Source organism: Luteimonas dalianensis, assembly GCF_049339425.1.
GTDB classification, from domain to species: Bacteria; Pseudomonadota; Gammaproteobacteria; order Xanthomonadales; family Xanthomonadaceae; genus Luteimonas; species Luteimonas dalianensis.
The window spans coordinates 143,106-164,929 of the sequence record NZ_JBMPPO010000004.1 but is presented as its reverse complement, the minus strand read 5'-3'; the positions used below and the strand labels follow the sequence as shown (position 1 = coordinate 164,929).

Genomic DNA, 21,824 nt, shown 5'->3' with positions numbered 1-21,824 from the left:
GGGGGGGAGGGAGGGGCGTGCAACAGGTTGATGCGACCGGTGATTTTACAGGCCGCGGGTGACAACCCCCTTGGCCGGAAAGTCATGCCCGGGGCGGGGCCAGGCGCCCGTTCCGGGCGTACGCAATGGGCAGGTTCGACCGCTGCGGCGGCGTATGGTTCCCCGAGGCGTGCTCGCCTGGCGCCGGTTTCGGCCCGCCGCGCGCGTGGCTATAGTCGCGATCCCCCCCTGCATGCGAGCGGCGATGTCCGGTTCAAGCACAGGCCGCGCGCGCGGCACGATCGCCCTGGCCGCCGGCGGCACCGGCGGGCACCTGTTCCCGGCCGAGGCGTTGGCGCGCGAGCTGATGGCGCGCGGCCATCCGGTGGTGATCCACACCGAGCGCCGCGGCGCGGCCTACACCGCGGCACTGGAGGGGATCGAACACGTGGTGCTGCCGGCGCGCTCGCTGGCCGGCGGGATCGCGGGCAAGCTCAAGGCCGCGCTGACGATTGGCCGGGCGGCGTCGCGGGCGCGCGCCGACCTGCGCCGGCGCGGCGCGGTGCTGATGGTCGGCTTCGGCGGCTATCCCAGCTTTGCCCCGGCGCTGGCGGCCAGGTCGCTGGGCCTGCCGCTGCTGCTGCACGAACAGGCGACCCGGATGAGCATGGCCAACCGCCGGCTGCTGCGGCTGGCGGACGGCGTGGCGACGTCGTTCCCGCAGGTGGCCGGGCTGGAGGGCTTCGACCCGGCCAAGGTGTGGGAGACCGGCAACCCGGTGCGGCGCACGATCCTGGACGCGCGCGGCGGCTATCCGCCGTTCGGCGAAGACCGGCCGCTGCGGCTGCTGGTTGTGGGCGGCAGCCAGAGCGCGGCGGTGTTCGGCCGGGTGGTGCCGCCGGCGCTGCTGGCGCTGGACGAGGGCGTGCGCGGGCGGCTGCAGGTGTCGCTGCAGTACAAGGGCGAGGATGCCGGCGCGATCGCCGCGCGCCTGGGCGAGGCCGGGATCGAGGCCGACGTGCGCCCGTTCTTCGACGACATGGGCGAGCGCCTGCGCGATGCGCACCTGCTGATCGCCCGCGCCGGTGCCACCACCGCGGCCGACCTGCTGGTGGTGGGGCGGCCGGCGATCTTCGTGCCGATCCCGCACGGCGGCTCGCGTGACGAGCAGCGGCGCAATGCCCAGACCCTGGCCGACGCCGGGGTGGGCTGGTGCGTGCCCGAGCCGGAGCTGACGCCGCAGGCGCTCGGCGCCCGGCTGTCGGAACTGTTCGCCTCGCCAACGGCCCTGCCCGACGCCGCGCGCGCCGCCGCCGCCCTGGGCAAGCCCGACGCCGCCTCCCTCCTCGCCGACGCCGTGGAACACCTCCTCCGGTAGGAGCGCGCGCATGGCGCGCTTCTGTGGCCTTGGGGCGGGTGCTTGCAGTGGCCGTGGATTTGCGGCGCAATCGGTGGTTCATCGTTCACCCGGATCGCGGATGTCCCGACAGGACGAGGTACTGATCATCGGCGGCGGCCACAACGGCCTGGTCTGCGCCGCCTACCTGGCAGGTGCGGGGCTGAAGGTGCGGGTGCTGGAGCGGCGCGAGATCGCCGGCGGCGCGGCGGTGACGGAGGAATTCCATCCCGGCTTCCGCAACTCGGTGGCCAGCTACACGGTGAGCCTGCTCAATCCGAAGGTGATCGCCGACCTGCGCCTGGCCGAGCACGGCCTGCGCGTGGTCGAGCGCCCGTTCGCCAACTTCCTGCCGCTGCCGGACGGGCGCGCGTTCCGCCTGGGCGGCGAGCACACGCAGGCGGAAGTGGCGAAGTGGTCGGCGCGCGATGCGCAGCGGCTGCCGGACTACTTCGCCATGCTCGAGCGGGTGGTCGCGGTGCTGCGCGAACTGATGCTGCTCACGCCGCCGAACGTGTCCGACGGCTTCGTGCTGGCCGACTGGCTGGCCTCGGCCGGCGTGGCCCGGCGCCTGCGCCGGCTGGACATGCGCGGGCGGCGCGACCTGCTGGATCTGTTCACCAAGTCGGCGGGCGAGCTGCTCGATGACTGGTTCGAATCCGAACCGCTGAAGGCGGCGCTGGGCTGGGACTCGATCGTCGGCAACTTCGCCAGCCCGTACACGCCCGGCTCGGCCTACGTGCTGCTGCACCACGTGTTCGGCGAGGTCAACGGCAAGGCCGGCGCCTGGGGCCACGCCATCGGCGGCATGGGCGCGATCACCGCGGCGATGCAGGAGGAATGCGCCGCGCGCGGCGTGTCCATCCAGACCGCAGCGCCGGTGGCGCGGGTGCTGGTGGAAGGCGGCCGCGCGGTGGGCGTGGCGCTGGAGGACGGCCGCGAGCTGCGCGCGAAGACCGTGGTCTCCAACCTCAACCCGAAGCTGCTGTACACCCAGCTGGTCGAACGCGCGCACCTGGACGAGGACACCGCGCAGCGGATCGAACGCTACCGCTGCGGCTCGGGCACCTTCCGCATGAACGTGGCGCTGTCCGGGCTGCCGGACTTCACCGCCGCGCCCGGCACCGCGCTGCAGCCGCACCACCAGAGCGGGATCCTGGTGGGGCATTCGCTGCGCCATTTCGAGCAGGCGTATTTCGACGCGAAATCGAAGGAGCACAACCCGGGCTGGGCGCGCGCGCCGGTGGTGGAACTGGTGATCTCCTCCACCCTGGACGACACGCTGGCGCCCGCGGGGCAGCACGTGGCCAGCCTGTTCTGCCAGCACGTGCACCCGCAGGTCGACGGCGGCTGGGACGCGCACCGGGACGCGGTGGCGAAGCTGATGATCGACACCGTCGACGCGGTCGCGCCGAACTTCGCCGCCAGCGTGCTCGGCTATGAGGCGCTCTCGCCGCTGGATCTGGAGCGCCGGTTCGGCCTGGTGGGCGGCGATATCTTCCACGGCGCGCTCGGCCTGGACCAGCTGTTCTCGGCGCGGCCGCTGCTGGGGCAGGGCAGCTACCGCGGCGCGCTGGGCGGCCTGTACCTGTGCGGCTCGGGCACCCATCCGGGCGGCGGCGTCACCGGCCTGCCGGGGCGCAATGCAGCGCGCGAGATCCTGCGTGACCTGCGGCGCGGGCCGCGTCCGGAGTAGCAGATCGTTAGTGAACCCGCCAGTATCGTTTTGCACTGCAGCGTGCAAGTCGCATAACACTTCGTTCACAGTCTCCCTGCACCCGACGTGGGGGAGGGAGCAAAAGCCCGCTACCGGATTCCGGCAGCGGGCTTTTTTTATTTCGCTTCCAGCGCCGTACGGCCCGCGGTCGCCAGCCCGCAGCGCGGTGCCACAATGCGCTGCATGAACGATGAAGACCCCGGTTCCCGCCTGGACGCCCTTGCCGGACGCGCGCTGGAACGCCTGCGCCTGGCGCTGGGCGACCAGGCCGGGTTGCTTGATGCGCCCGGCAACGCCGGGCGGGTGAGCCAGGTGGCCATCGCCAGCGACTTCGCCATCGACACCCTCGAGCGTCAGCCCGCGCTGGCGGCCGCCCTGCTGGGAGATGACGGTGCCGGGCCGCCGCCTCCACCGGTGCTCGATGCAGGCAACCGGGACGACTGGCAGCGACTGCTGCGCCTCCATCGCACCGCCGAATCAACCCGCCTGGTCTGGCGCGACGTGCTGGGCCTGGACGACATCGACGGCACCCTGGCCGGCAGCACCCGCCTGGCCGACAGCTGCCTGCAGCTGGCGCATGACGCGCTGGAGCAGGAGTTCGCACGCCGCCACGGCGTGGTCCGCGACGCTGGAGGCGGGCAGGTGCGGCTGGTGGTGTTCGCGCTGGGCAAGCTCGGCGGGCAGGAGCTGAACTTCAGCTCCGACGTGGATCTCGTCTACGCCTACGCGAGCGCGGGCGAAAGCGACGGCGCGCGCCCGCTGGCCGCCGAGCAGTACTTCGCGCGCCTGGGCCAGGCGCTGGCGAAGCTGCTGGACGAGGTCACCGCCGACGGCTTCTGCCACCGGGTGGATCTGCGCCTGCGCCCGTTCGGCGGCGCCGGGCGGGTGGCGCTGAGCTTCACCGCCCTGGAGCACTACTTCCAGACCGAGGGCCGGGACTGGGAGCGCTACGCCTGGCAGAAGGCGCGCCCGGTGGCGGGTGACGTCGAAGCCGGTCGCGGCTTCCTGCGCCAGCTGCAGCCGTTCGTGTACCGGCGCTACCTGGATTACGGCGCCTTCGACGGCCTGCGGACGATGAAGGCCTCGATCGCCGCCGAGGTGGCGCGCAGGGAGCTGGCCGACGACGTCAAGCGCGGGCCGGGCGGGATCCGCGAAATCGAGTTCCTGGCCCAGGTGCTGCAGCTGATCCGCGGCGGCCGCGAGCCTGCGCTGCGCGAGCCGCGGCTGCAGCCGGCGCTGGCCGCCCTGGCCGAAGCGCGCCACATTCCCGACGACAGCGCCCGCGAGCTTTGCGCGGCCTACCGCTTCCTGCGCCGGCTGGAGAACCGGCTGCAGATGCTGCGCGATGCGCAGGTGCACGCCGTGCCCGCTGAGCCGCTGGACCGGCTGCGGATCGCGGGTGGACTCGGATACGGCGACTGGGACGCGCTGGCCGGCGAACTGCAGGCGCACCGCGCGCGGGTGGCACGCGAGTTCGAGGCCCTGCTGGCCCAGCGCAGCGACAAACCGGCCGTCGACAGCGACGTCAGCGGTTACTGGCGCGCGCTGCCCGACGGCGGTGATGCCCAGGTCCTGACCGCGGCCGGGTTCGGCGATGCGCCAGCGGTGGACGCCGCGCTGCGTGACTTCGCCCGCTCGCCCAGCGTGCGCGACCTGTCGGACGCCACGCGCGCAAGGCTGGACCGGGTGATGCCCTTGCTGCTGCAGGCCAGTGCCCCGGCCGACCGGCCGCTGGAAGCGGTGCGGCGGCTTCTGGCGCTGGTGCACAACATCCTGCGCCGCAGCGCCTACCTGGCCCTGCTCGACGAGCAGCCCAGTGCGCTGGAGCGGCTGATCGACCTGGTCACCCGCAGCGCGTTCCTGGCCGAGCGCGTGGCAGCGCATCCGCTGCTGCTGGACGAACTGCTCGACGCCCGCGCCGAGGGGCCGCTGCCGGACCGGGCGCTGTTCGCTCGGGCCTGCGCGCCCGCGCTGCGCCACGAAGACCTGGAGCAGGCCCTGTTCGTCCTCAACGAGACCCGCCAGGCGCTGAGCTTCCGCATCGGCCTGGCGGTGCTGGACGGCCGCCTGCCCGCGCGCGACGGGTCGCGACAGCTTGCGTGGCTGGCCGATGCGGTGGTGGAGGTGGTGGTGGAACTGGCCCGCCGCGACCTGTTCAGCAGCCGCGGGGGCATCGCCGGTGCCCGCTTCGCGGTGCTGGGTTACGGCAGCCTTGGCGGCGAGGAGCTGAGCGTGGGCTCGGACCTGGACCTGGTGTTCCTCTACGACGCGCCCGCCGATGCCCAGTCCAATGGCGGCCGCCCGCTGGATGCGCCGCGCTGGTTCGCGCGGCTGGCGCAGAAGGTGGTGTCGCTGCTGGGCACCGTGACCGGCCCCGGGCGCCTGTACGAGGTGGACGTGCGCCTGCGGCCGGACGGCGCCAGCGGCCTGCTGGTTTCCTCGCTGGCCAGCTACGACGAATACCAGCGCGAGCGCGCCTGGACTTGGGAGCACCAGGCGCTGGTGCGCGCGCGCTGCGTGGCCGGTGACGACAGTCTGTGCGCCGACTTCGAGCAGGTCCGCGCCCGCGCGCTGGGGCGCCGGCGGGATCCTGCCGCGCTGCGCAAGGACATCGTCGACATGCGCCGCAGGATGCGCGCCGAGCTGGACCGCGGCGCCGCAGGCCGCTTCGATCTCAAGCACGGTGAGGGCGGCCTGACCGACCTGGAGTTCCTGCTCCAGTACCTGGTGCTGCGCGAGTCACACGCGCATCCCCGGTTGCTGGAGCCGCGCGCGACGCCGGCGCTGCTGGAAGCCGCAGGGGCTGCCGGCATGCTTGAACCGGCCACCGTCGAGGCCCTGCGCGAGGCCCACGCCACCCTCGCCAGCCTGGCCCTGGGCTGCAGCCTGGACCGCCGCTCGCGCCTGGTCCCTGACAGCGAGGGCCTGCAGGCCGCCCGCGCCGCGATCCGCGCCGCGGCGAAGGCCAACGGGCTGGGGTGGATCCCGGAGCCGCCAGGCTCACCTGACGCACCGGCCTAGAAGCGGCTCAAGGCAAAAGCCGCCCTTTCCACGGCTTTCAACAGACGGATGCCTGGTCCAGCAGCAACAGCGACCGGGCGTTACCCGGCTGCCGCTGCTCCAGGCACCGATGGTGTAACGTCGCCCTGCCATTGGCGCACGGTCGCGCTGCAGGGGGAAGGAAATGAAGTGGACAGGACACGCCACGCGATGGGTGGTCGGAGCGTTGGCGTTTGCGCTGGCCGCGGCCGCCAGTGCCGCGCCCGATTTCGGCATGGCCCCGCCCGACTATCTGGGCAAGACGCCGGACGGGGAAGAGGTGCGGATCAGCGACCGCCGCGGCAAGGTGGTGATGGTGAGCTTCTGGGCGTCGTGGTGCGGGTATTGCCGCAGGCAGTTTCCCATGCTCGATACCTTCCAGACGCGCGTAGGCCGCGACCGGCTCGAGGTCATCCTGGTCAATTTCAAGGAGTCCGCCCGTGACTACCGTGCGGTCCGGCGCGACCTCAAGAACTCGCCGGTGACGTGGACCCACGACGCGGATGGGGCGATCTCCGATGCCTACGGCGTGAGTGCGGTGCCGCGGCTGTTCGTCATCGACAAGCACGGCGAGCTGGCCTACACGCAGTCGGGCTATTCGGACGACATGCTGCCCGAGCTGGTGGACGTGGTGAACGAGCTGCTGGCCGAACCCGGCCCGGATGTCGCCGCGCCCGCGGCGCAGGCAGTGGGCGCCGGCGGGGGCTGAGGAGGTCTGTGCATGGGCGGGCCGATTGGTTAGGGTCGGGGCGCGGCCCCGCCCGCCGCGCGATCCCGACCGGAGGAAACACCATGCCCGCGATCCCGTCCCGCAATGCGCCGCGGCGCACGTGGTTCCTGCTGTGCGCGGTCGCGCTGGGCCTGATGCTGGCGGGGTGCGGCAGCGGCGATGCCATGGCGGAACCGGCCAGTCCCACAGTCGCGCCCGATCCGGACGCGATCGCCTTCGTCGGCGTGAACGTGGTGCCGATGGACAGCGAGCGGGTGCTGGAGAATCACACCGTGGTGGTGCAGGACGGCCGCATCACCTCTGTTGCCGCGGACGATTCGCAGGTGCCGGAAGGCGCGCAGCGCATCGACGGCGACGGCCGCTGGCTGATGCCCGGCCTGGCGGAAATGCATGGTCACGTGCCGGGGCCGGATGATCCGCAGTACGCCGAGGACACGCTGTTCCTGTATGTCTCCAATGGCGTGACCACGGTGCGCAACATGGCCGGGCACGCGTCGCACCTGGCGCTGCGCGCGCGGATCGAGTCGGGCGGGCTGGTGGGCCCGACGCTGTTCGCGGCCAGCCCGTGGCTGACGCCGGACAGCGCGGGCACGCCCGAAGCCGCGGCGCAGGCGGTGCGCGACTACCAGGCGCAGGGCTTCGACCTGATCAAGCTGGGCACCGTCGACCTGGCCTCGTACGAGGCAATGGCGCAGACGGCGCATGAAACCGGCATGCCGTTCGGCGGGCATATTCCGGCCGATGTCGGCCTGGTGGCGGCGCTGGACGCGCGCCAGACCTCGATCGACCACTACGACCGTTACGCCGAGTTCCTGGTGCCGGACGATGCCGGCACCGAGGGCCGCGACCCCGGCTTCTTCGGCAGTGGCTGGGTGCACCTGGTCGACCGCGGGCGCATCCCCGAGGCGATCGAGCGCACCCTGGCGGCGGGCACCTGGAACGTGCCGACCCTGAGCCTGGTCGAGCACCTGGCCTCGGACGTGCCGGCCGAAGAGATGATCGCCTGGCCGGAGATGCGCTACATGCCGCAGCGGGTGCGCGACGGCTGGGTGGAATCCAAGCGCCGGTTCCAGGCGCGCGACGATTTCCAGCCCGCGGCCGCGCGGGCGCTGGTGGAGCTGCGCCGGGGACTGACCCGCGCGCTGCATGCCGCCGGCGCGCCGATCGCCCTGGGCTCGGATGCGCCGCAGTTCTTCAACGTTCCGGGTTTCTCGATCCACCACGAGATGGAGATGATGGTGGCCAGCGGCCTGACGCCCTACGAGGTGCTGGCCACCGGCACCCGCGAGCCGGCGCGCTATTTCGGCACGCCCGAGGCGTTCGGCACCGTGGAGCCCGGCCGGCGCGCGGACCTGATCCTGCTTGAGGCGAACCCGCTTGACGACGTCGCCAACGTGCAGCGCCGCGCCGGGGTGATGGTGCGCGGCCGGTGGCTGCCCGAAGCCGACATCCAGGCCCGCCTGGAAACGATCGCCCAGGCCAATCTGTAGAAGCGCCTGGCGCGATCCTATCCTGGGGCCAGGCGCTCCCTGACTTCGGCGGCGACGCGGGCGGTTTCGTGCAGCGGGTGGGATTCGAACGGCGCCAGCGTCGCGTCCGCCGGGCGGATCCGGCCGCGCGCCACCAGCGCGTCGAGGAACCGGCGCGGGCGCCCGCGGGTGCCCGTGGGCTCGAACACGAATACCGGCGCCCAGGTGGCGCAGGCCTCGGACACCATGTTCACCGAATCGGGCGTGCACACGATGCGGTCGGCCCAGGCCAGCAGGCCGGGGTAGGGGTTGGGGCCGTCCTCGGCGCCCAGCCAGGCCACGCCCTGCCAGCCGTCGCCGGAGCCGTCGTCCATGCGCGCCCGCAGCGCCGCGGCGACGCCGGGATCCGTCCGCCGCGATGCCGTGGCCAGCACGCTGCCGCCGCCGGCCAGCACCCCGGACACGATCGCGGCCATCCGGTCGAACGCCGCCCGGTCGAAGCGCGCGTGCCGGCTGCTGCCGCCCAGCAGCAGCGCAATGCGCGGCCGCGGCAGCATCGCCAGCGCTGGAAAGTCGGTGCGCGCGCGCGCCAGCCAGGCGTCATCGACGGGGTTGAGGCTGCCCAGCAGGGTAATCACGTTGGGCCCGGCCAGGCCGTCGTGTTCGGGGGCGACCACCAGATTCCAGTGCGCCGGGTCGATGCGCGGGTCCAGGATCTGCACCGCCTTTGCACCGGCCTCGCGCAGCAGGCGCGTGGCCAGCGCGGCCTGCCGACCGCAGCCGATGGCCAGGGCGGGAGGCGCTTCGCGCAGCGCCGCGGTGAATTCGGGTCCGAACGCGATCCCGGCACCCGGCAGGCGGCGCGGTGCCGCCCAGCGCCATGGAGGCCGCGGGGCCAGGGACCAGTTGCGGGCCGATTCCAGGCCCAGCGCGCCGGCCAGCGAGAGGGCCTGGCGGAGGTTGCCGGCGTGGCCGTCGGTGAGTGTCCAGGCCGTTGCGGTATTGGGCTCTAATGAGTGTTTTATGGTCGATTGTTCCATATGTACGACCTTACGTTCCGGGCAGCATGTCCCTGAATCGACCGGTGAACTCTACACTGGAGCCCTGTTCACATGCGGCATCCGACCCCGGGGAGACACTTCCAAGATGAGCCAGGCCTTGACCGACGCAGCGTTCGACCAGCTTTTCCGCACCGCCCGCACCTACAACCGGTTCAGCGGCGAGATCGACGACGCCACCATCCACCGGCTCTACGAGCTGCTCAAGTGGGGCCCGACCAGCGCCAACCAGTCGCCGGCGCGCTTCGTGTTCGTGCGCTCGCCCGAGGCCAAGGCGCGGCTGGAACCGGCGCTGGACGAGGGCAACCGGGCCAAGACCATGGAGGCGCCGGTGACGGTGATCGTCGGCCACGACCTGGAGTTCCACGAGAAGCTGCCGTACCTGTTCCCCCACACCGATGCCAAGGCGTGGTTCGACGGCCCGCAGGAGGGCCGGCGCGAGCACGCCTTCCGCAACGGCACCCTGCAGGGCGCGTACCTGATCATCGCCGCGCGCGCGCTCGGCCTGGATACCGGCCCCATGACCGGTTTCGACGCGGCGAAGGTGGACGAGGCCTTCTTCAAGGGCACGTCCATCCGCTCCAACTTCCTGGTCAACCTGGGCAAGGGCGATCCGGCCAGCATCTTCGATCGTTCGCCCAGGCTGTCCTTCGGCGAGGCCTGCCGCATCGAGTGACCACGGCCGTCCGGCCGGTCCCCCAACGCACCCAGTCCTTTCAGGAGATCCCCCATGAAGCACCGCAACTTCCGCACCCTGGCGCTTGCCGCCGCCCTGTCCGTTTTTACCACCGGCGCCATCGCCGCGCCGGTCACCTACACCATGGATCCCGCCCACACCACCGTGGCCGCCAAGTGGAACCACTTCGGGTTTTCCAACCCGGTGATCCTGTTTGGCGACATCGACGGCACCATCGTCTACGACGCCGACAACGTGTCCGCCTCCAGCGTCCAGGTGACCCTGCCGCTGTCGGGCGTTGAATCCAACGTGCAGGCGTTCAACGACCATCTGCTCAGCGACGACTTCTTCGACGCCGCGCAGTTCCCCGAAGCCACCTTCCGCAGCACTTCGGTGGAAGCCGACGGCGACGACGAGCTGAAGATCACCGGCGAGCTGACCATCAAGGGCATCACGAAGGAGGTGGTGCTGGAGGCGGACATCAACCTGATCGGCGAGCATCCGGCGACGGGCAAGCAGACCGCGGGCTTCGACGCCGAAACCACGATCAAGCGCAGTGACTTCGGCCTGGGCCTGTACGTGCCGAACGTGGCCGACGAGATCGAACTGCACATCACCACCGAGGCCCCCGTCGCCAGCGGCGACGAAGGCTGATCGAGGGCTGATCCAGCCGGCCGCCGCGTTCGCGCAGGAGCGCGCATGGCGCGCTCATGCGACTGGCGCTCCTGCAACCGTTATCCCCAGCATGAAAACCTTCCGTCCAGCCGCCGAGCGCGGCCATGTCCGCACCGGCTGGCTCGACGGCCGCCACAGCTTTTCCTTCGGCCATTACCATGACCCGCAGTGGATGGGCTGGGGGCCGCTGCGCGTGATCAACGAAGACCGCGTGGCGCCCGGCGGCGGCTTCGCCCCGCACGGCCACGCCAACATGGAGATCATCAGCTACGTGATCTCCGGCGGCCTGGCGCACCGCGACAGCGGCGGCAACGAAGGCGTGCTGCGCCCGGGCGAGCTGCAGTGGATGAGCGCCGGCCACGGCATCGAGCACAGCGAATACAACCATTCCGATTCCGAGCCAGTGCACTTCCTGCAGATCTGGATCCAGCCCGATCGCCTCAACGCCCAGCCGGACTATGCACAGAAGGCCTTCGCGCCGGCCGCGCGCCGCGGCAAGTGGGGCCTGCTGGCCTCGCCGGACGGGGCCGAGGGCAGCCTGGCGATCCGCCAGGATGCGCGCCTTCTCGGCGTGCAGCTCGGGGCGGGCGAATCGATCGCCCGCCCGCTCGACCCTGCACGGCGCTACTGGCTGCAGGTGGTCCAGGGCGAAGCCAGCGCCGGCGACCGCCGCCTGGTGGCCGGTGACGCGATCGGCTACGTCGACGAAACCGGCGAGCTGCGCATCACCGGCTCCGGCGATACGCTGGCCGACATCCTTCTTTTTGACCTTCCCGCCTGACCCGCGACATCGCCTTGTGGGGCCGCGTCAGTTTCCGTACCGCGCCTTGAGCATCGCCCAGGCTGCGCGCAGCCCCTGCGCCTCTCCCCCGATGGGGCGGCCGGGGCGCTCGCTGTCGTTCCAGGCGAACACGTCCAGGTGGGCCCAGGCGGTGCCCTCGGGCACGAAGCGCTCCAGGTACAGCGCCGCGGTGACCGAGCCGGCCATGCGCGAGCCGGCGTTGGCGATGTCGGCCACGCGGCTGGTGAGGTAGCGCAGGTACGGCCGCCACAACGGCATCCGCCACACCGGGTCGCGGTGATCCATGCCGGCCTTCAGCCAGGCCTCGGCCACCGCGTCGTCGTTGCTGTACAGCGCGGGCAGATCCGGGCCCAGCGCGATCCGGGCGGCGCCGGTGAGGGTGGCGAAGTCGATCAGCAGGTCGGGCGAGGATTCGCCGGCATAGGCGAGCGCGTCGCCCAGCACCACCCGGCCCTCGGCGTCGGTGTTGTCGATCTCCACGCTCACGCCCTTGCGGGTGGCGACCACTTCGCCCGGGCGGAAGGCGTCCGGCCCGATCGCATTCTCCACCGCCGGCACCAGCACCGACAGGCGCACCGGCAGGCCGCGCGCCATTACCAGCCCGGCCAGCGCCAGCGCGTGCGCGGCGCCGCCCATGTCCTTCTTCATGTTGCGCATGCCGTCGGCCGGCTTGATGTCCAGGCCGCCGGTGTCGAAGCACACGCCCTTGCCGACCAGCGCCAGCAGCGGGTCGGAGTCCTTGCCCCAGGTCAGGTGCAGCAGCCGCGGGGCGCGGTGCGAGGCGCGGCCGACGGCGTGGATGGCGGGGAAGTTCTGCCTGAGCAGCTCGTCGCCGGCGATGCTTTCCAGCTGGCCGCCGTGGGTTTCGGCCAGCCCGCGCGCCGCAGCTTCCAGCTCGTCCGGCCCCATGTCCTGGGTCGGCGTGTTGACCAGGTCGCGCACGCGGCGGCAGGCCTCGATCAGCGCCACGGTGTCCTCGTCGGCATCGATCGCCAGCTGCGCGGGCGCGCGCGGCGCTTTCCTGTAGCGGTCGAAGCGGTAGCTGCCGATGCCCCATCCCAGCGCCAGCGCGGCGGCGGCTTCCGCATCCGGCGCCTGGGCCGGCTGCCAGGCGCCCGCGGGCAGTGCGAACGGCGCGTGCGCGTAGGAGAACGGGTCGTGGCGATCGCCCAGCCCGAGGATCGCGCCCGGCTCGGCCTCGCCCTGCCGCGGCAGGGTCAGCCACGAGGCCGGCGCGGCGTCGAAGGCATGGGCCTGCACCCACTGCCGCACCTGGTCGTCCTGCTGCTCCAGCCAGCCGGGCAGGGTGTCGCGGTCGAGCAGATGCAGCGGGCGGGCGGCGCCGGCCTTGTCGGCGGCGATCAGTCCTGGGGGAAGGGTCATGCGTCAACGCTCCTTTTCGTGTGCGGGCCCGGCGTCGATCCAGTCGGCCAGTCCGGCCAGGCTGTCGAACTCCAGATCCGGGGTGATGTGGCCGTGCCGCCACCGGCGGCCGTCCCGGTTGATCCAGCAGCTTCTCAGGCCCGCGCGTGCGGCGCCGGCGACATCGGATTCGATGTGGTCGCCCACGTGCAGCACCAGGCCGTGGTCGCAGCCCAGGCGGTCGCAGGCGGCGTGGAAGATGCAGGGCGAGGGCTTGGCCTTGCCGTGCTCGCCGGAGCCCAGCTGGAACACGAAGTGCCGCCGCAGCCCGATCCGGCCCAGGTCGGCGTTGCCGTTGGTCAGCGCGGCGATGGGCACCCGTGCTGCGATGCGTTCCAGCGCGGCGACGCTGTCCGGATAGCACTCCACGTCGTTGCGCGCGGCGAAGAACGCCTCGTAGGCCGCGTCCACGTGGGCGGTATCGTCGTCGGCCTCGCGCAGCGCGCGTTCGATGCACAGCCGGCGCAGCGCGGACATGTCATGGGCGAGGTGGGTGTTCTGCTCGTAAACCTGCGTGCGCAGCCTGCGCATGGCCGGGATCGGGAAGCGCTTCGCGGTGCGCGGGCAGTGTTCGCGCAGCCAGTTATCCAGCGCCTGCTCGATCCGCTCGCCGATGGGCGCGAACGGCCACACGGTGTCGTCCAGATCCAGGGTGATGGCGCGCACGGGGAAATGCATGGATCCATTCTACGCAACGCCCCGCGGGCGTTTGCCCCCGCAACGGATCATTCCAGCAGCCGCGCCCAGCGCTCCATGCCCTCGATCCGCGACAGCACGATCTTGGCGCAGACCAGCAGCGGCACCGCCAGCAGCAGGCCGATGAAGCCCCACAGGAAGCCGAACAGCATCAGCGCCAGTACCAGCAGCAGCGGCGAGAGCGCCATGCGCTGGCCGACCACCACCGGGGTGACCAGCTGGCCCTCGATGCCCTGCAGGATCATGTACGCGGCCACCGGCAGCAGGGCCTGGCCCAGGTCGTCCCAGACGATCAGCCCCATCAGCAGCAGGCCGGTGGCGGCGATGAACGCGCCCACGTAGGGCGCATAGTTGAGCAGCGCCACCAGGGTGCCCCACAGCAGCGCGTTGGGCAGGCTCAGCCCGATCAGGTACAGCGCACCGGCCACCGCCGCGCCAAGCAGGGCGTTGATCACGGTGATGGTGAGGATGTAGCGCGAGACCTCGCGCTCGACCTCCTGCAGGATTCCCAGGGTCAGCCGCTTCTGGTCGCGGTTCGGGCCCATCGCGATGACGTGGCGCTGCAGGCGTTCGCCGTAGACCATGAAGAAGAACGTCAGCAGCACCACGGCCAGCACCGACATCAGCATGCGCGGGGTGGCGGTCAGCCGCTCCCAGGGGTCGCGCTCGCGCACCGCCACCACTTCCAGCTGCTGGGCGTCGCCGTCGGCGACGCGGGCGACGGTGGCGGCGGCCTCGCTGGCCTGCTGCATGGGGCCGGTCATCTGCTGCAGCTTGGGCGTGAGCACCTGCAGCTCGCTGGGCAGCTGCTGCATCCACTCGGCGGCCGGCGCGGCCAGCTGGCGGCCGAGCATGACCGCCAGCACCACGCCTGCCACCAGCAGCAGCAGGGCGCCGGCGAACAGCGGAATGTGGAGCCTGCGCATCCCGCGCAGCAGCGGGCTGGCGATCAGGGCCAGGAACATCGCCAGCAGCACCGGCACCAGCACCTCGCGCGCGGCCCAGGCGGTGAACAGCACCGCCAGCGTCGCCAGCACCAGTACCGGCACGGATGCGCGCGGCCGCTCGGGCTCGGGGACGGTGCCGGGAAGGGGTGGCTCGGGTGTGGCCGGCGTGCCCATGTGCGGTGGCCGGCTGCTCAGCGTTCGGACAGTTCGGTGGCCGCTTCGGCCGGCGACGGCTGGCTGTCCCAGCGTTCGTCAGGACGGCGGGGCGGCTCCGCGGCCGCCGCTGCGGGGCCTGCCGGATCCGCGTGCGCGGCGGCGGCGCTGGCGGCCTGCTCCGCCGTCTGCTCGGCGGCCTGTGCGGCGTCGTCCGTGGTTTCGGCCGCCTCCCTGGCGGTCATGGCGGCGAACGCCGCCTGCAGCGAGCCGACCAGGCCGATGGCCGATGAGAGCAGCTGCACCGTGCCCGGCCCGGCCACCTTGCCGATGCTTCCGATCGCCTTCTCCGGCCCTACCCGGCCGCTGACGAAACCCGTAGCCAGGCCGGCCACCACGATCCGCAGCGGCGTCCACGCTTCGCGCCACTGCTGGCGCAGCCGTGACTGGCTCTCGCCGACCTGGCGGATGCGCCCGTCCACCAGCGCCTCGCTGCGCTCGACCCGCTGTTTGAGCCGGGAAAAGCTCATGCCGCCGGCGTCCCGGGCTGCGCGCCTTCACAAGCGTCTTCTTCGTCCTCCGGCTCGTCCTTGAGCAGGCCCAGCCGCGCCAGCTGGCGGCGGGTGGCCTGGAGCCCGGCGTGATCCACGTAGACCATGCATCGCCAGCCGGCCAGGGCGGTGGCGGCCAGGCAGATCACCCCCGCGGTCGCGATCGCGGCCAGCCAGCTCATGCCCAGCGCGTGCAGCGCGGCGACCAGCATCGCCACCGTCAGCAGCCAGGCGGAGACGCCGAACACTACGGCCACGGCCAGCCACGCCGATGCGCGGATGATCGCGCCGCGGGCGAGCTCCAGATCCGCCAGCACCAGCCGCCGGAATGCGCGCAGGGTGTCGCGGCCGGCGCCCAGGGTCTCGCGCCCGGCTGCCGTCACCCGGCGGACGCTTTCATCCAGGTGCGGGGCAGGCTCCTGATCGGCGCCGGCCTCGCCGGCGCTGTCGGGACGCTCGTCGTTCACGGGTCTGCGGTTACCTGCTGCGGGCAAGCTTGGCGATGATCCAGCCGGCGGCGAAGGCGACGCCGAACGAGGCCAGCGGGCGCTCGCGGATCAGGTCGGCGGCGCTGTCGACCAGATCGCGGCTCTTGTCCATCACCTGGTCGAGCTGCTCGCGGCCGGCTTCGCCCAGGTTCTCGATCGCGCCCAGGCCCGACAGCGCGCTGTCGGCCAGGTCGCCCTTGACGTTGGCGCGGCCCAGCTTGAGCTCGTCGCCGGCCACGCTGGCCGCGTTGCGGATCGCATCGCCGGCATCGTGGGCGGCCTGCTTGAGGTGGTCGCCGGCCTCGCCGAGGTTGGACTTGACCGATTCGGTGGAGGGGGTGCTCATCGCTGGATCTCCTGTGGGTGGTGTTGTGGGGTGGGGAGCGGAAAGCCTGCATCAATCCATGTGCAGGGCGTGCGAGCGGGCGATCACTCCAGCCGCACCTGGCCGCGCGAGCGGCCGCGCTGGATCACCAGCACCAGCTCGTCGGGCGACTCGGACAGCGCGGCGCGGAAACCGGCCAGGTCACGGAACGGCCCGCCGGAGGAAGCCAGGATCAGGTCGCCGGCGCGCAGGCCGTTGCGGGCGGCGCGGCTGTCCGCCTCCACGCTTTCGACCCTCACCCCGCCGACCCGGTCGCCGCCGCTGCGGCGCAGCGCCTCGGGCAGGTCGGCGAGCACGGCACCGGCCAGGCGCGGGTCGTAGCTGGCGCCGTCGCGCGGCACCTCGCGCAGGCGCGCGCTCACGCTCACCGGCTCGCCGTCGCGCAGCAGCTCCAGCGAGACCGCGGTGTCCACCGGCTGCAGGCCCTGGAAGTTGCGCAGCGACTCGCTGTTGTCGATGCGCTGGCCGTTGGCCGCGACGATGACGTCGCCGGCGCGCAGCCCGGCCTCTGCGCCCGACGAGCCGGGGTGAACGCGGGTCACCACCGCGCCGCTGGGCGACTCCAGGCCCAGCCCTCTGGCGATGCGCTCGTCCACGGTCTGGGTGTCCACGCCCAGGGTGCCGCGGCGCACCTCGCCGGTGGCGTACAGCTGGCGCATCACGCTGCCGGCCAGGTTGGAGGGGATGGCGAAGCCCAGGCCGATGTTGCCGGCCATCGAGCCCTGCACGTTGAAGCTGGCGGTGTTGATGCCGACCAGCTCGCCGCGCAGGTTGACCAGCGCGCCGCCGGAGTTGCCGGGGTTGATCGAGGCGTCGGTCTGGATGAAGTTCTGGTAGCCCACGCCGGGCACGTTGCTGCGGCCCACGGCCGAGACGATGCCCGAGGTCACCGTCTGGCTGAAGCCGAACGGATTGCCGACCGCGACCACGAAATCGCCGACCTTGAGGGTGCCGCTGTCGGCCAGCGGCACCGCGGTCAGGTTCTCGGCGGGGATGCGCATCAGGGCGACGTCGGTTTCCGGGTCGGAGCCGATGAACTCGGCATCCAGGGTGCGGCCATCGCTCAGGGTCACCGACACCGTCGCCGATTCGGCGCCCTGGGCCACTTCGATCACGTGGTGGTTGGTGAGCACGAGCCCGCGCGCCGAGTCCACGATCACGCCCGAGCCGAGCGATTCGGCGATGCGCTCCTGCGACAGCTCCGGGAACATGCGCCGGAAGAACGGGTCGTCGCCGAACGGGCTGCGCGAGCGCACCCGCTGGCGGGTGTGCACGCTGACCACGGCGGGGGTCACCCGCTCGAGCATCGGCGCCAGCGACGGCAGCGGCTGGCCGTCCACGGCGGCAGGCAGGCCGGCCACGGTGACGTTGCTTGTGGCGGTGAAGAACGGCGGCGGCAGCGCATCGGCCTGTGCGGCAGGCCGGGCCTGGGCGGGAGGCTGCAGGCCGTACTGGATGGCGGTTGCGGCCAGGCCGCCGAACGCGGCGGCGGCCACCAGGGCGATGAGGGTGGGGAGCGGTCGCATGGGCACGGCCTGTTTATCCTGCAGGCATGGTGGCAGATACGTGAAACGGAGGCCATTGTGGCCCCGAAGCCGGGCTTCGGCGGCGCTGCGCCGCGCCTTCCGTCAACCCTGCGGCCAGGGCCCCGCGCGCTGTTGACTTATGTCCGGGGCGGGCGTAGCGTGGACTCCCGCTGGCCACTACATCTTGGGGTTTCGGGAATGAGCGAGGCCCAAGCAATGGGGGTTTGTCTCACGACCCTCCTGGATCGCGGGGGGCGGATCCGAAGCATGTCGAGTGTGACGGAAAGCACAATAAACAAGCCATGACCGCCGCTTTTCGAAGCCCGGCGGCGGGGCGGCCCATTGAACAAAAACAATTGCCCGGGCACGGCCGGGCCGGTGAAATCAGGAGATAGCGCAGCATGAGTACCGTTCGCCTGGAGGCGGTCAAGCAGGACAAGGCCATGGAGATCGAGCTCCAGCCCGCATCACTGGACATCTGGGACAAGAAGTACCGGCTCAAGACCAAGCAGGGCGAGGCCCTGGACGCCGACGTGGACGGCACCTGGCAGCGCGTGGCGCGCGCCCTGGCCGACGCCGAGGCGGACGAATCCAAGCGCGGCTACTGGCACGAGCGGTTCCTGTGGGCGCTGCGCCGCGGGGCGATCCCCGCCGGCCGCATCACCTCCAACGCCGGCGCGCTGGAGCACAAGCCCGCCACCAGCACCATCAACTGCACCGTCTCGGGAACCATCACCGATTCGATGGACGGCATCCTGGAGAAAGTCCACGAGGCCGGGCTGACCCTGAAGGCCGGCTGCGGCATCGGCTACGAGTTCAGCACCCTGCGCCCGCGCGGGGCGTTCGTGGCCGGCGCGGGCGCCTACACCTCCGGGCCGATGTCCTTCATGGATATCTACGACAAGATGTGCTTCACCGTGTCCTCGGCCGGCGGCCGCCGCGGCGCCCAGATGGGCACCTTCGACGTCAGCCACCCGGACGTGAAGGACTTCATCCGCGCCAAGCGCGAGGACGGCCGGCTGCGCCAGTTCAACCTGTCGCTGCTGATCACCGACGGCTTCATGGACGCGGTGGAGAACGACGCCGAGTGGCCGCTGGTGTTCCCGATCAGCAGCAAGGAGTCGGGCGACGTCGACCTGGAAGACGCCTCCGCCGTGGCCTGGCGCGAGTGGCCGCAGCACGAGGGCTACATCGTGCGCGACGACGGCCTGGTGGCCTGCAAGGTGTACGGCCACATCAAGGCCCGGCACCTGTGGGACATGATCATGGTGTCCACCTACGACTACGCCGAGCCCGGCTTCATCCTGATCGACCGCGTCAACGAGATGAACAACAACTGGTGGTGCGAGAACATCCGCGCCACCAACCCCTGCGGCGAGCAGCCGCTGCCGGCCTACGGCGCCTGCCTGCTGGGCTCGGTCAACCTGACCAAGTTCGTGCGCAACCCGTTCACCGAGCGGGCGCAGTTCGACTGGGACGAGTACCGGGAAGTGGTGCGGGTGTTCACCCGCATGCTCGACAACGTGGTCGAGATCAACGGCCTGCCGCTGGAGCAGCAGCGCCAGGAGATCATGCGCAAGCGCCGCCACGGCATGGGCTTCCTGGGCCTGGGCTCCACCCTGACCATGCTGCGGATGAAGTACGGCTCCAAGGAGAGCTGCGAATTCACCGAGCGCGTGGCCCGCGACATGGCCATCGCCGGCTGGGAGAGCGGCCTGGCGCTGGCGGAGGAGAAGGGCCCGGCGCCGATCATGGAGGAGCGCTTCGCGGTCACCGCCGAGATGCTGCGCAAGCGCCCGGAGATGGCCGCCGATGGCTGGAAGGTGGGCCAGGAGATCCCCGGCAAGGTGCTGCACGCCCGCTACTCGCGCTACATGCAGCAGGTGGCCAAGGTGGCCCCGGAGCTGGTGGAGCAGCTGGCCGAGACCGGCGCGCGCTTCACCCACCACAGCTCGATCGCGCCCACCGGCACCATCTCGCTGAGCCTGGCCAACAACGCCTCCAACGGCATCGAGCCCTCGTTCGCCCACCACTACAGCCGCAACGTGATCCGCGAGGGGCGCAAGTCCAAGGAGAAGGTGGACGTGTTCTCCTTCGAACTGCTGGCCTACCGCGAGATGGTGAACGCGAAGGCGATGCCGTACTCGGAGGAGCCCGGCACGCAGCTGCCCGACTACTTCATCTCCGCCGACGACATCTCGCCGAAGGAACACGTGGACGTGCAGGCGGCGGCGCAGAAGTGGGTGGACAGCTCGATCTCCAAGACCGCGAACGTCCCCACCGACTACGCGTACGAGGACTTCAAGGACATCTACACCTACGCCTGGCGCCAGGGGCTGAAGGGCTGCACCACCTTCCGCTTCAACCCGGCCGCCTTCCAGGGCGTGCTGGTGAAGGAGAAGGATCTGGAGAACACCACCTACCGCTTCGAACTCGAGGACGGCGAGGTGGTGGAGGTCAAGGGCAACGAGCAGATCGAGTACGACGGCGAGGTGCACACCGCCGCCAACCTGTTCGACGCCCTCAAGGAGGGGTACTACGGCAAGTTCTGATTGCGCATCCGGCCCCGCTTCGCGCTAAATTCCGCTCACGGGCACGGTGCCCGTATCCCAGACGAGGACAACCCCGATGAGCAACGGTAATGGAGTGACGGCGACGGTCGCGGACACCGCGGAAGCCGTCGCCGGGAAAGCGCAGGAAGCCGGGAAGAAGGTCGCCAAGCGCGCGCGCAAGGCGGCCACCCGGGTACAGGGCACGGCGAAGAAGGCGGCCAGCACGGTCAGCAAGCGTGCGAAGAAGGTGGCCGAGGCTGCGGACAAGGGCCTGGAGCGGGCGAAGAAGAAGCTCACCGCCGCCAAGGACAGCGCCAAGGCCGAAGCCACCGCGCTCAAGCGCAAGGGCGCCGGCAAGGCCACGAAGAAGGCCGCGAAAAAGACCACGAAGAAGGCAGTCACGAAGAAGGCGGTAAAGAAGGCAGCCAAAAAGGCGGTGAAGAAGGCGGCCAGGAAGGTCGCGAAGAAGGCCACGGCGACCAGGAAGACCGTCAAGAAGGCCGCAAAGAAGGTTGCCAAAAAGGCCGCCAGGAAGGCCGCCACCAGCAAGCGCGCGGTGGCCAAAAAGGCCAGCAAGGCACGCAAGACCGTAAGGAAAGCCGCGAAGAAGGCCGCCAGCTGAAGCCTTCGCCCACCCCTCCCGGCCACGGGAGGGGTGGGGAGCCACCCGATTATTCGACAACGACGCACCACGCATTACCGAGAGACCCGCAATGACCGTCACCATCAAGAAGAAGATCACCGGCTACTCCGTTGCCACCGCCGAAGAGCGCAAGGCCGCAGCCGCGCCCGCTCCGGTGGAGGCCAAGCCCACCGCCGACGTGATCCAGATGCACGAGCGCATCGAGCGTCCCGAAGTGCTGGTGGGCAGCACCTACAAGATCAAGTCGCCGCTGGTGGAGCACGCCATGTACGTGACCATCAACGACATCGTGCTCAATGCCGGCACCGAGCACGAGCAGCGGCGTCCGTTCGAGGTGTTCATCAACTGCAAGTCGATGGAGCACTTCCAGTGGATCGTGGCCCTCACCCGGATCATGAGCGCGGTGTTCCGCAAGGGCGGCGACGTGACCTTCCTGGTGGAGGAGATGAAGGCGGTGTTCGACCCGCGCGGCGGCTACTTCAAGGCCGGCGGCGTGTACATGCCCTCGCTGGTGGCCGAGCTGGGCTCAATCATCGAGGATCACCTCAAGACCATCGGCATGCTCCACGACCCGGACATGAGCGACGAGCAGCGCGCGCTGATCGCCGAAAAGCGGCAGCAGTACGAGGATCGCTCAAAAAAAAACGCTGACGCCGCCGCCCGCGCCGAAGACGCCGGCCCGGTAGGCGAGCTGCTGGCCGACCAGGGCCGCGACGGCGCCGGCGAGGACGTCGCCGTCACCGGTGACGGCACCAGCTTCCCGCCCTCGGCCACCATGTGCCACAAGTGCAGCACCAAGGCGGTGGTGATCATGGATGGCTGCGCGACCTGCCTGAACTGCGGATACTCGAAGTGCGGCTGATGCGCCGCGCGCGCTGAACACCGGGGACGGGCCCACCGGGGAAGGGGCCCGCAGTCCT

General features: G+C 71.1%; 19 protein-coding genes. 11 read left to right on the top strand and 8 right to left on the bottom strand.

Features of this window, described 5'->3' with window-relative positions; genetic code table 11:
* Positions 1-244: 244 nt before the first annotated feature.
* The 5 genes from ACOZ90_RS07390 (at position 245) to ACOZ90_RS07370 (ending at position 8,351) form a co-directional block, all read left to right on the top strand.
* Positions 245-1,357: a UDP-N-acetylglucosamine--N-acetylmuramyl-(pentapeptide) pyrophosphoryl-undecaprenol N-acetylglucosamine transferase gene (locus tag ACOZ90_RS07390; RefSeq protein ID WP_422893011.1), complete on the top strand. Its 1,113-nt coding sequence runs from the start codon at positions 245-247 to the stop codon at positions 1,355-1,357.
* Between the two features lie 100 nt (positions 1,358-1,457).
* Positions 1,458-3,071, top strand: a complete 1,614-nt coding sequence (locus ACOZ90_RS07385; protein WP_422893010.1) for a phytoene desaturase family protein — start codon at positions 1,458-1,460, stop codon at positions 3,069-3,071.
* Between the two features lie 204 nt (positions 3,072-3,275).
* Positions 3,276-6,113: a bifunctional [glutamate--ammonia ligase]-adenylyl-L-tyrosine phosphorylase/[glutamate--ammonia-ligase] adenylyltransferase gene (glnE, locus tag ACOZ90_RS07380; RefSeq protein WP_422893009.1), complete on the top strand. Its 2,838-nt coding sequence runs from the start codon at positions 3,276-3,278 to the stop codon at positions 6,111-6,113.
* 163 nt (positions 6,114-6,276) lie between these two features.
* Positions 6,277-6,840, top strand: a complete 564-nt coding sequence (locus ACOZ90_RS07375; RefSeq protein WP_422893008.1) for a TlpA family protein disulfide reductase — start codon at positions 6,277-6,279, stop codon at positions 6,838-6,840.
* A gap of 83 nt (positions 6,841-6,923) precedes the next feature.
* On the top strand, positions 6,924-8,351 hold the full coding sequence (locus tag ACOZ90_RS07370) for an amidohydrolase family protein (protein ID WP_422893007.1): 1,428 nt from the start codon (positions 6,924-6,926) through the stop codon (positions 8,349-8,351).
* 17 nt (positions 8,352-8,368) lie between these two features.
* Here ACOZ90_RS07370 and ACOZ90_RS07365 read toward each other — a convergent pair whose 3' ends face one another.
* Positions 8,369-9,370, bottom strand: coding sequence for a mitochondrial fission ELM1 family protein (locus ACOZ90_RS07365; protein WP_422893006.1), 1,002 nt, complete (start codon positions 9,368-9,370; stop codon positions 8,369-8,371).
* A 106-nt stretch (positions 9,371-9,476) separates the two neighbouring features.
* Between ACOZ90_RS07365 and ACOZ90_RS07360 the strand changes: the two genes are divergently transcribed.
* The 3 genes from ACOZ90_RS07360 to ACOZ90_RS07350 all read left to right on the top strand — a co-directional run bounded on the left by ACOZ90_RS07360 (position 9,477) and on the right by ACOZ90_RS07350 (position 11,520).
* Entirely contained in the window at positions 9,477-10,064 is a 588-nt protein-coding gene (locus tag ACOZ90_RS07360; RefSeq protein WP_422893005.1) for a malonic semialdehyde reductase, read from the top strand.
* Between the two features lie 54 nt (positions 10,065-10,118).
* Positions 10,119-10,718, top strand: a complete 600-nt coding sequence (locus ACOZ90_RS07355; RefSeq protein WP_422893004.1) for a YceI family protein — start codon at positions 10,119-10,121, stop codon at positions 10,716-10,718.
* A 91-nt stretch (positions 10,719-10,809) separates the two neighbouring features.
* Positions 10,810-11,520, top strand: a complete 711-nt coding sequence (locus tag ACOZ90_RS07350; protein WP_422893003.1) for a pirin family protein — start codon at positions 10,810-10,812, stop codon at positions 11,518-11,520.
* A gap of 27 nt (positions 11,521-11,547) precedes the next feature.
* Here the strand turns inward: ACOZ90_RS07350 and ACOZ90_RS07345 are convergent, their stop codons facing one another.
* From ACOZ90_RS07345 to ACOZ90_RS07315, 7 genes are all read right to left on the bottom strand, one after another.
* Positions 11,548-12,924 carry a leucyl aminopeptidase family protein gene (locus ACOZ90_RS07345; RefSeq protein ID WP_422893002.1) on the bottom strand — a complete coding sequence of 459 codons (1,377 nt, stop codon included), beginning with the start codon at positions 12,922-12,924 and terminating at the stop codon, positions 11,548-11,550.
* Positions 12,925-12,927: 3 nt separating this feature from the next.
* The gene (locus ACOZ90_RS07340) at positions 12,928-13,641 is read right to left on the bottom strand and encodes an HAD family hydrolase (RefSeq protein WP_422893001.1); all 714 of its coding nucleotides are present in this window, start codon (positions 13,639-13,641) and stop codon (positions 12,928-12,930) included.
* A 47-nt stretch (positions 13,642-13,688) separates the two neighbouring features.
* On the bottom strand, positions 13,689-14,780 hold the full coding sequence (locus ACOZ90_RS07335; RefSeq protein WP_422893000.1) for an AI-2E family transporter: 1,092 nt from the start codon (positions 14,778-14,780) through the stop codon (positions 13,689-13,691).
* Between the two features lie 17 nt (positions 14,781-14,797).
* Positions 14,798-15,289, bottom strand: a complete 492-nt coding sequence (locus ACOZ90_RS07330) for a protein sip-5 (RefSeq protein WP_422892999.1) — start codon at positions 15,287-15,289, stop codon at positions 14,798-14,800.
* Positions 15,286-15,777 (bottom strand): phage holin family protein, encoded by a 492-nt coding sequence (locus ACOZ90_RS07325; protein ID WP_422892998.1) that lies wholly within the window; start codon positions 15,775-15,777, stop codon positions 15,286-15,288. Before ACOZ90_RS07325 ends, ACOZ90_RS07330 begins: the two co-directional genes overlap by 4 nt.
* A gap of 10 nt (positions 15,778-15,787) precedes the next feature.
* Positions 15,788-16,144 (bottom strand): ElaB/YgaM/YqjD family protein, encoded by a 357-nt coding sequence (locus ACOZ90_RS07320; protein ID WP_422892997.1) that lies wholly within the window; start codon positions 16,142-16,144, stop codon positions 15,788-15,790.
* A gap of 83 nt (positions 16,145-16,227) precedes the next feature.
* The gene (locus ACOZ90_RS07315) at positions 16,228-17,709 is read right to left on the bottom strand and encodes a Do family serine endopeptidase (RefSeq protein WP_422892996.1); all 1,482 of its coding nucleotides are present in this window, start codon (positions 17,707-17,709) and stop codon (positions 16,228-16,230) included.
* A 401-nt stretch (positions 17,710-18,110) separates the two neighbouring features.
* On the opposite strand from ACOZ90_RS07315, the gene ACOZ90_RS07310 reads away from it, so the two are divergent.
* The 3 genes from ACOZ90_RS07310 (at position 18,111) to ACOZ90_RS07300 (ending at position 21,766) form a co-directional block, all read left to right on the top strand.
* Complete coding sequence (locus tag ACOZ90_RS07310; RefSeq protein WP_422892995.1) at positions 18,111-20,261, top strand: adenosylcobalamin-dependent ribonucleoside-diphosphate reductase; 2,151 nt, start codon at positions 18,111-18,113, stop codon at positions 20,259-20,261.
* Between the two features lie 76 nt (positions 20,262-20,337).
* Complete coding sequence (locus tag ACOZ90_RS07305) at positions 20,338-20,883, top strand: hypothetical protein (protein ID WP_422892994.1); 546 nt, start codon at positions 20,338-20,340, stop codon at positions 20,881-20,883.
* Between the two features lie 91 nt (positions 20,884-20,974).
* Positions 20,975-21,766, top strand: coding sequence for a TSCPD domain-containing protein (locus ACOZ90_RS07300; RefSeq protein WP_422892993.1), 792 nt, complete (start codon positions 20,975-20,977; stop codon positions 21,764-21,766).
* Positions 21,767-21,824 lie beyond the last annotated feature (58 nt).

Coding starts and splice junctions, on each gene's coding strand:
- ACOZ90_RS07320 (WP_422892997.1), bottom strand. CDS start 16,144: ATGAGCACCCCCTCCACCGAATCGGTCAAGTCCAACCTCGGCGAGGCC.
- glnE (WP_422893009.1), top strand. CDS start 3,276: ATGAACGATGAAGACCCCGGTTCCCGCCTGGACGCCCTTGCCGGACGC.
- ACOZ90_RS07315 (WP_422892996.1), bottom strand. CDS start 17,709: ATGCGACCGCTCCCCACCCTCATCGCCCTGGTGGCCGCCGCCGCGTTC.
- ACOZ90_RS07345 (WP_422893002.1), bottom strand. CDS start 12,924: ATGACCCTTCCCCCAGGACTGATCGCCGCCGACAAGGCCGGCGCCGCC.
- ACOZ90_RS07300 (WP_422892993.1), top strand. CDS start 20,975: ATGACCGTCACCATCAAGAAGAAGATCACCGGCTACTCCGTTGCCACC.
- ACOZ90_RS07390 (WP_422893011.1), top strand. CDS start 245: ATGTCCGGTTCAAGCACAGGCCGCGCGCGCGGCACGATCGCCCTGGCC.
- ACOZ90_RS07370 (WP_422893007.1), top strand. CDS start 6,924: ATGCCCGCGATCCCGTCCCGCAATGCGCCGCGGCGCACGTGGTTCCTG.
- ACOZ90_RS07310 (WP_422892995.1), top strand. CDS start 18,111: ATGAGTACCGTTCGCCTGGAGGCGGTCAAGCAGGACAAGGCCATGGAG.
- ACOZ90_RS07335 (WP_422893000.1), bottom strand. CDS start 14,780: ATGGGCACGCCGGCCACACCCGAGCCACCCCTTCCCGGCACCGTCCCC.
- ACOZ90_RS07340 (WP_422893001.1), bottom strand. CDS start 13,641: ATGCATTTCCCCGTGCGCGCCATCACCCTGGATCTGGACGACACCGTG.
- ACOZ90_RS07355 (WP_422893004.1), top strand. CDS start 10,119: ATGAAGCACCGCAACTTCCGCACCCTGGCGCTTGCCGCCGCCCTGTCC.
- ACOZ90_RS07350 (WP_422893003.1), top strand. CDS start 10,810: ATGAAAACCTTCCGTCCAGCCGCCGAGCGCGGCCATGTCCGCACCGGC.
- ACOZ90_RS07375 (WP_422893008.1), top strand. CDS start 6,277: ATGAAGTGGACAGGACACGCCACGCGATGGGTGGTCGGAGCGTTGGCG.
- ACOZ90_RS07385 (WP_422893010.1), top strand. CDS start 1,458: ATGTCCCGACAGGACGAGGTACTGATCATCGGCGGCGGCCACAACGGC.
- ACOZ90_RS07330 (WP_422892999.1), bottom strand. CDS start 15,289: ATGAGCTTTTCCCGGCTCAAACAGCGGGTCGAGCGCAGCGAGGCGCTG.
- ACOZ90_RS07305 (WP_422892994.1), top strand. CDS start 20,338: ATGAGCAACGGTAATGGAGTGACGGCGACGGTCGCGGACACCGCGGAA.
- ACOZ90_RS07365 (WP_422893006.1), bottom strand. CDS start 9,370: ATGGAACAATCGACCATAAAACACTCATTAGAGCCCAATACCGCAACG.
- ACOZ90_RS07360 (WP_422893005.1), top strand. CDS start 9,477: ATGAGCCAGGCCTTGACCGACGCAGCGTTCGACCAGCTTTTCCGCACC.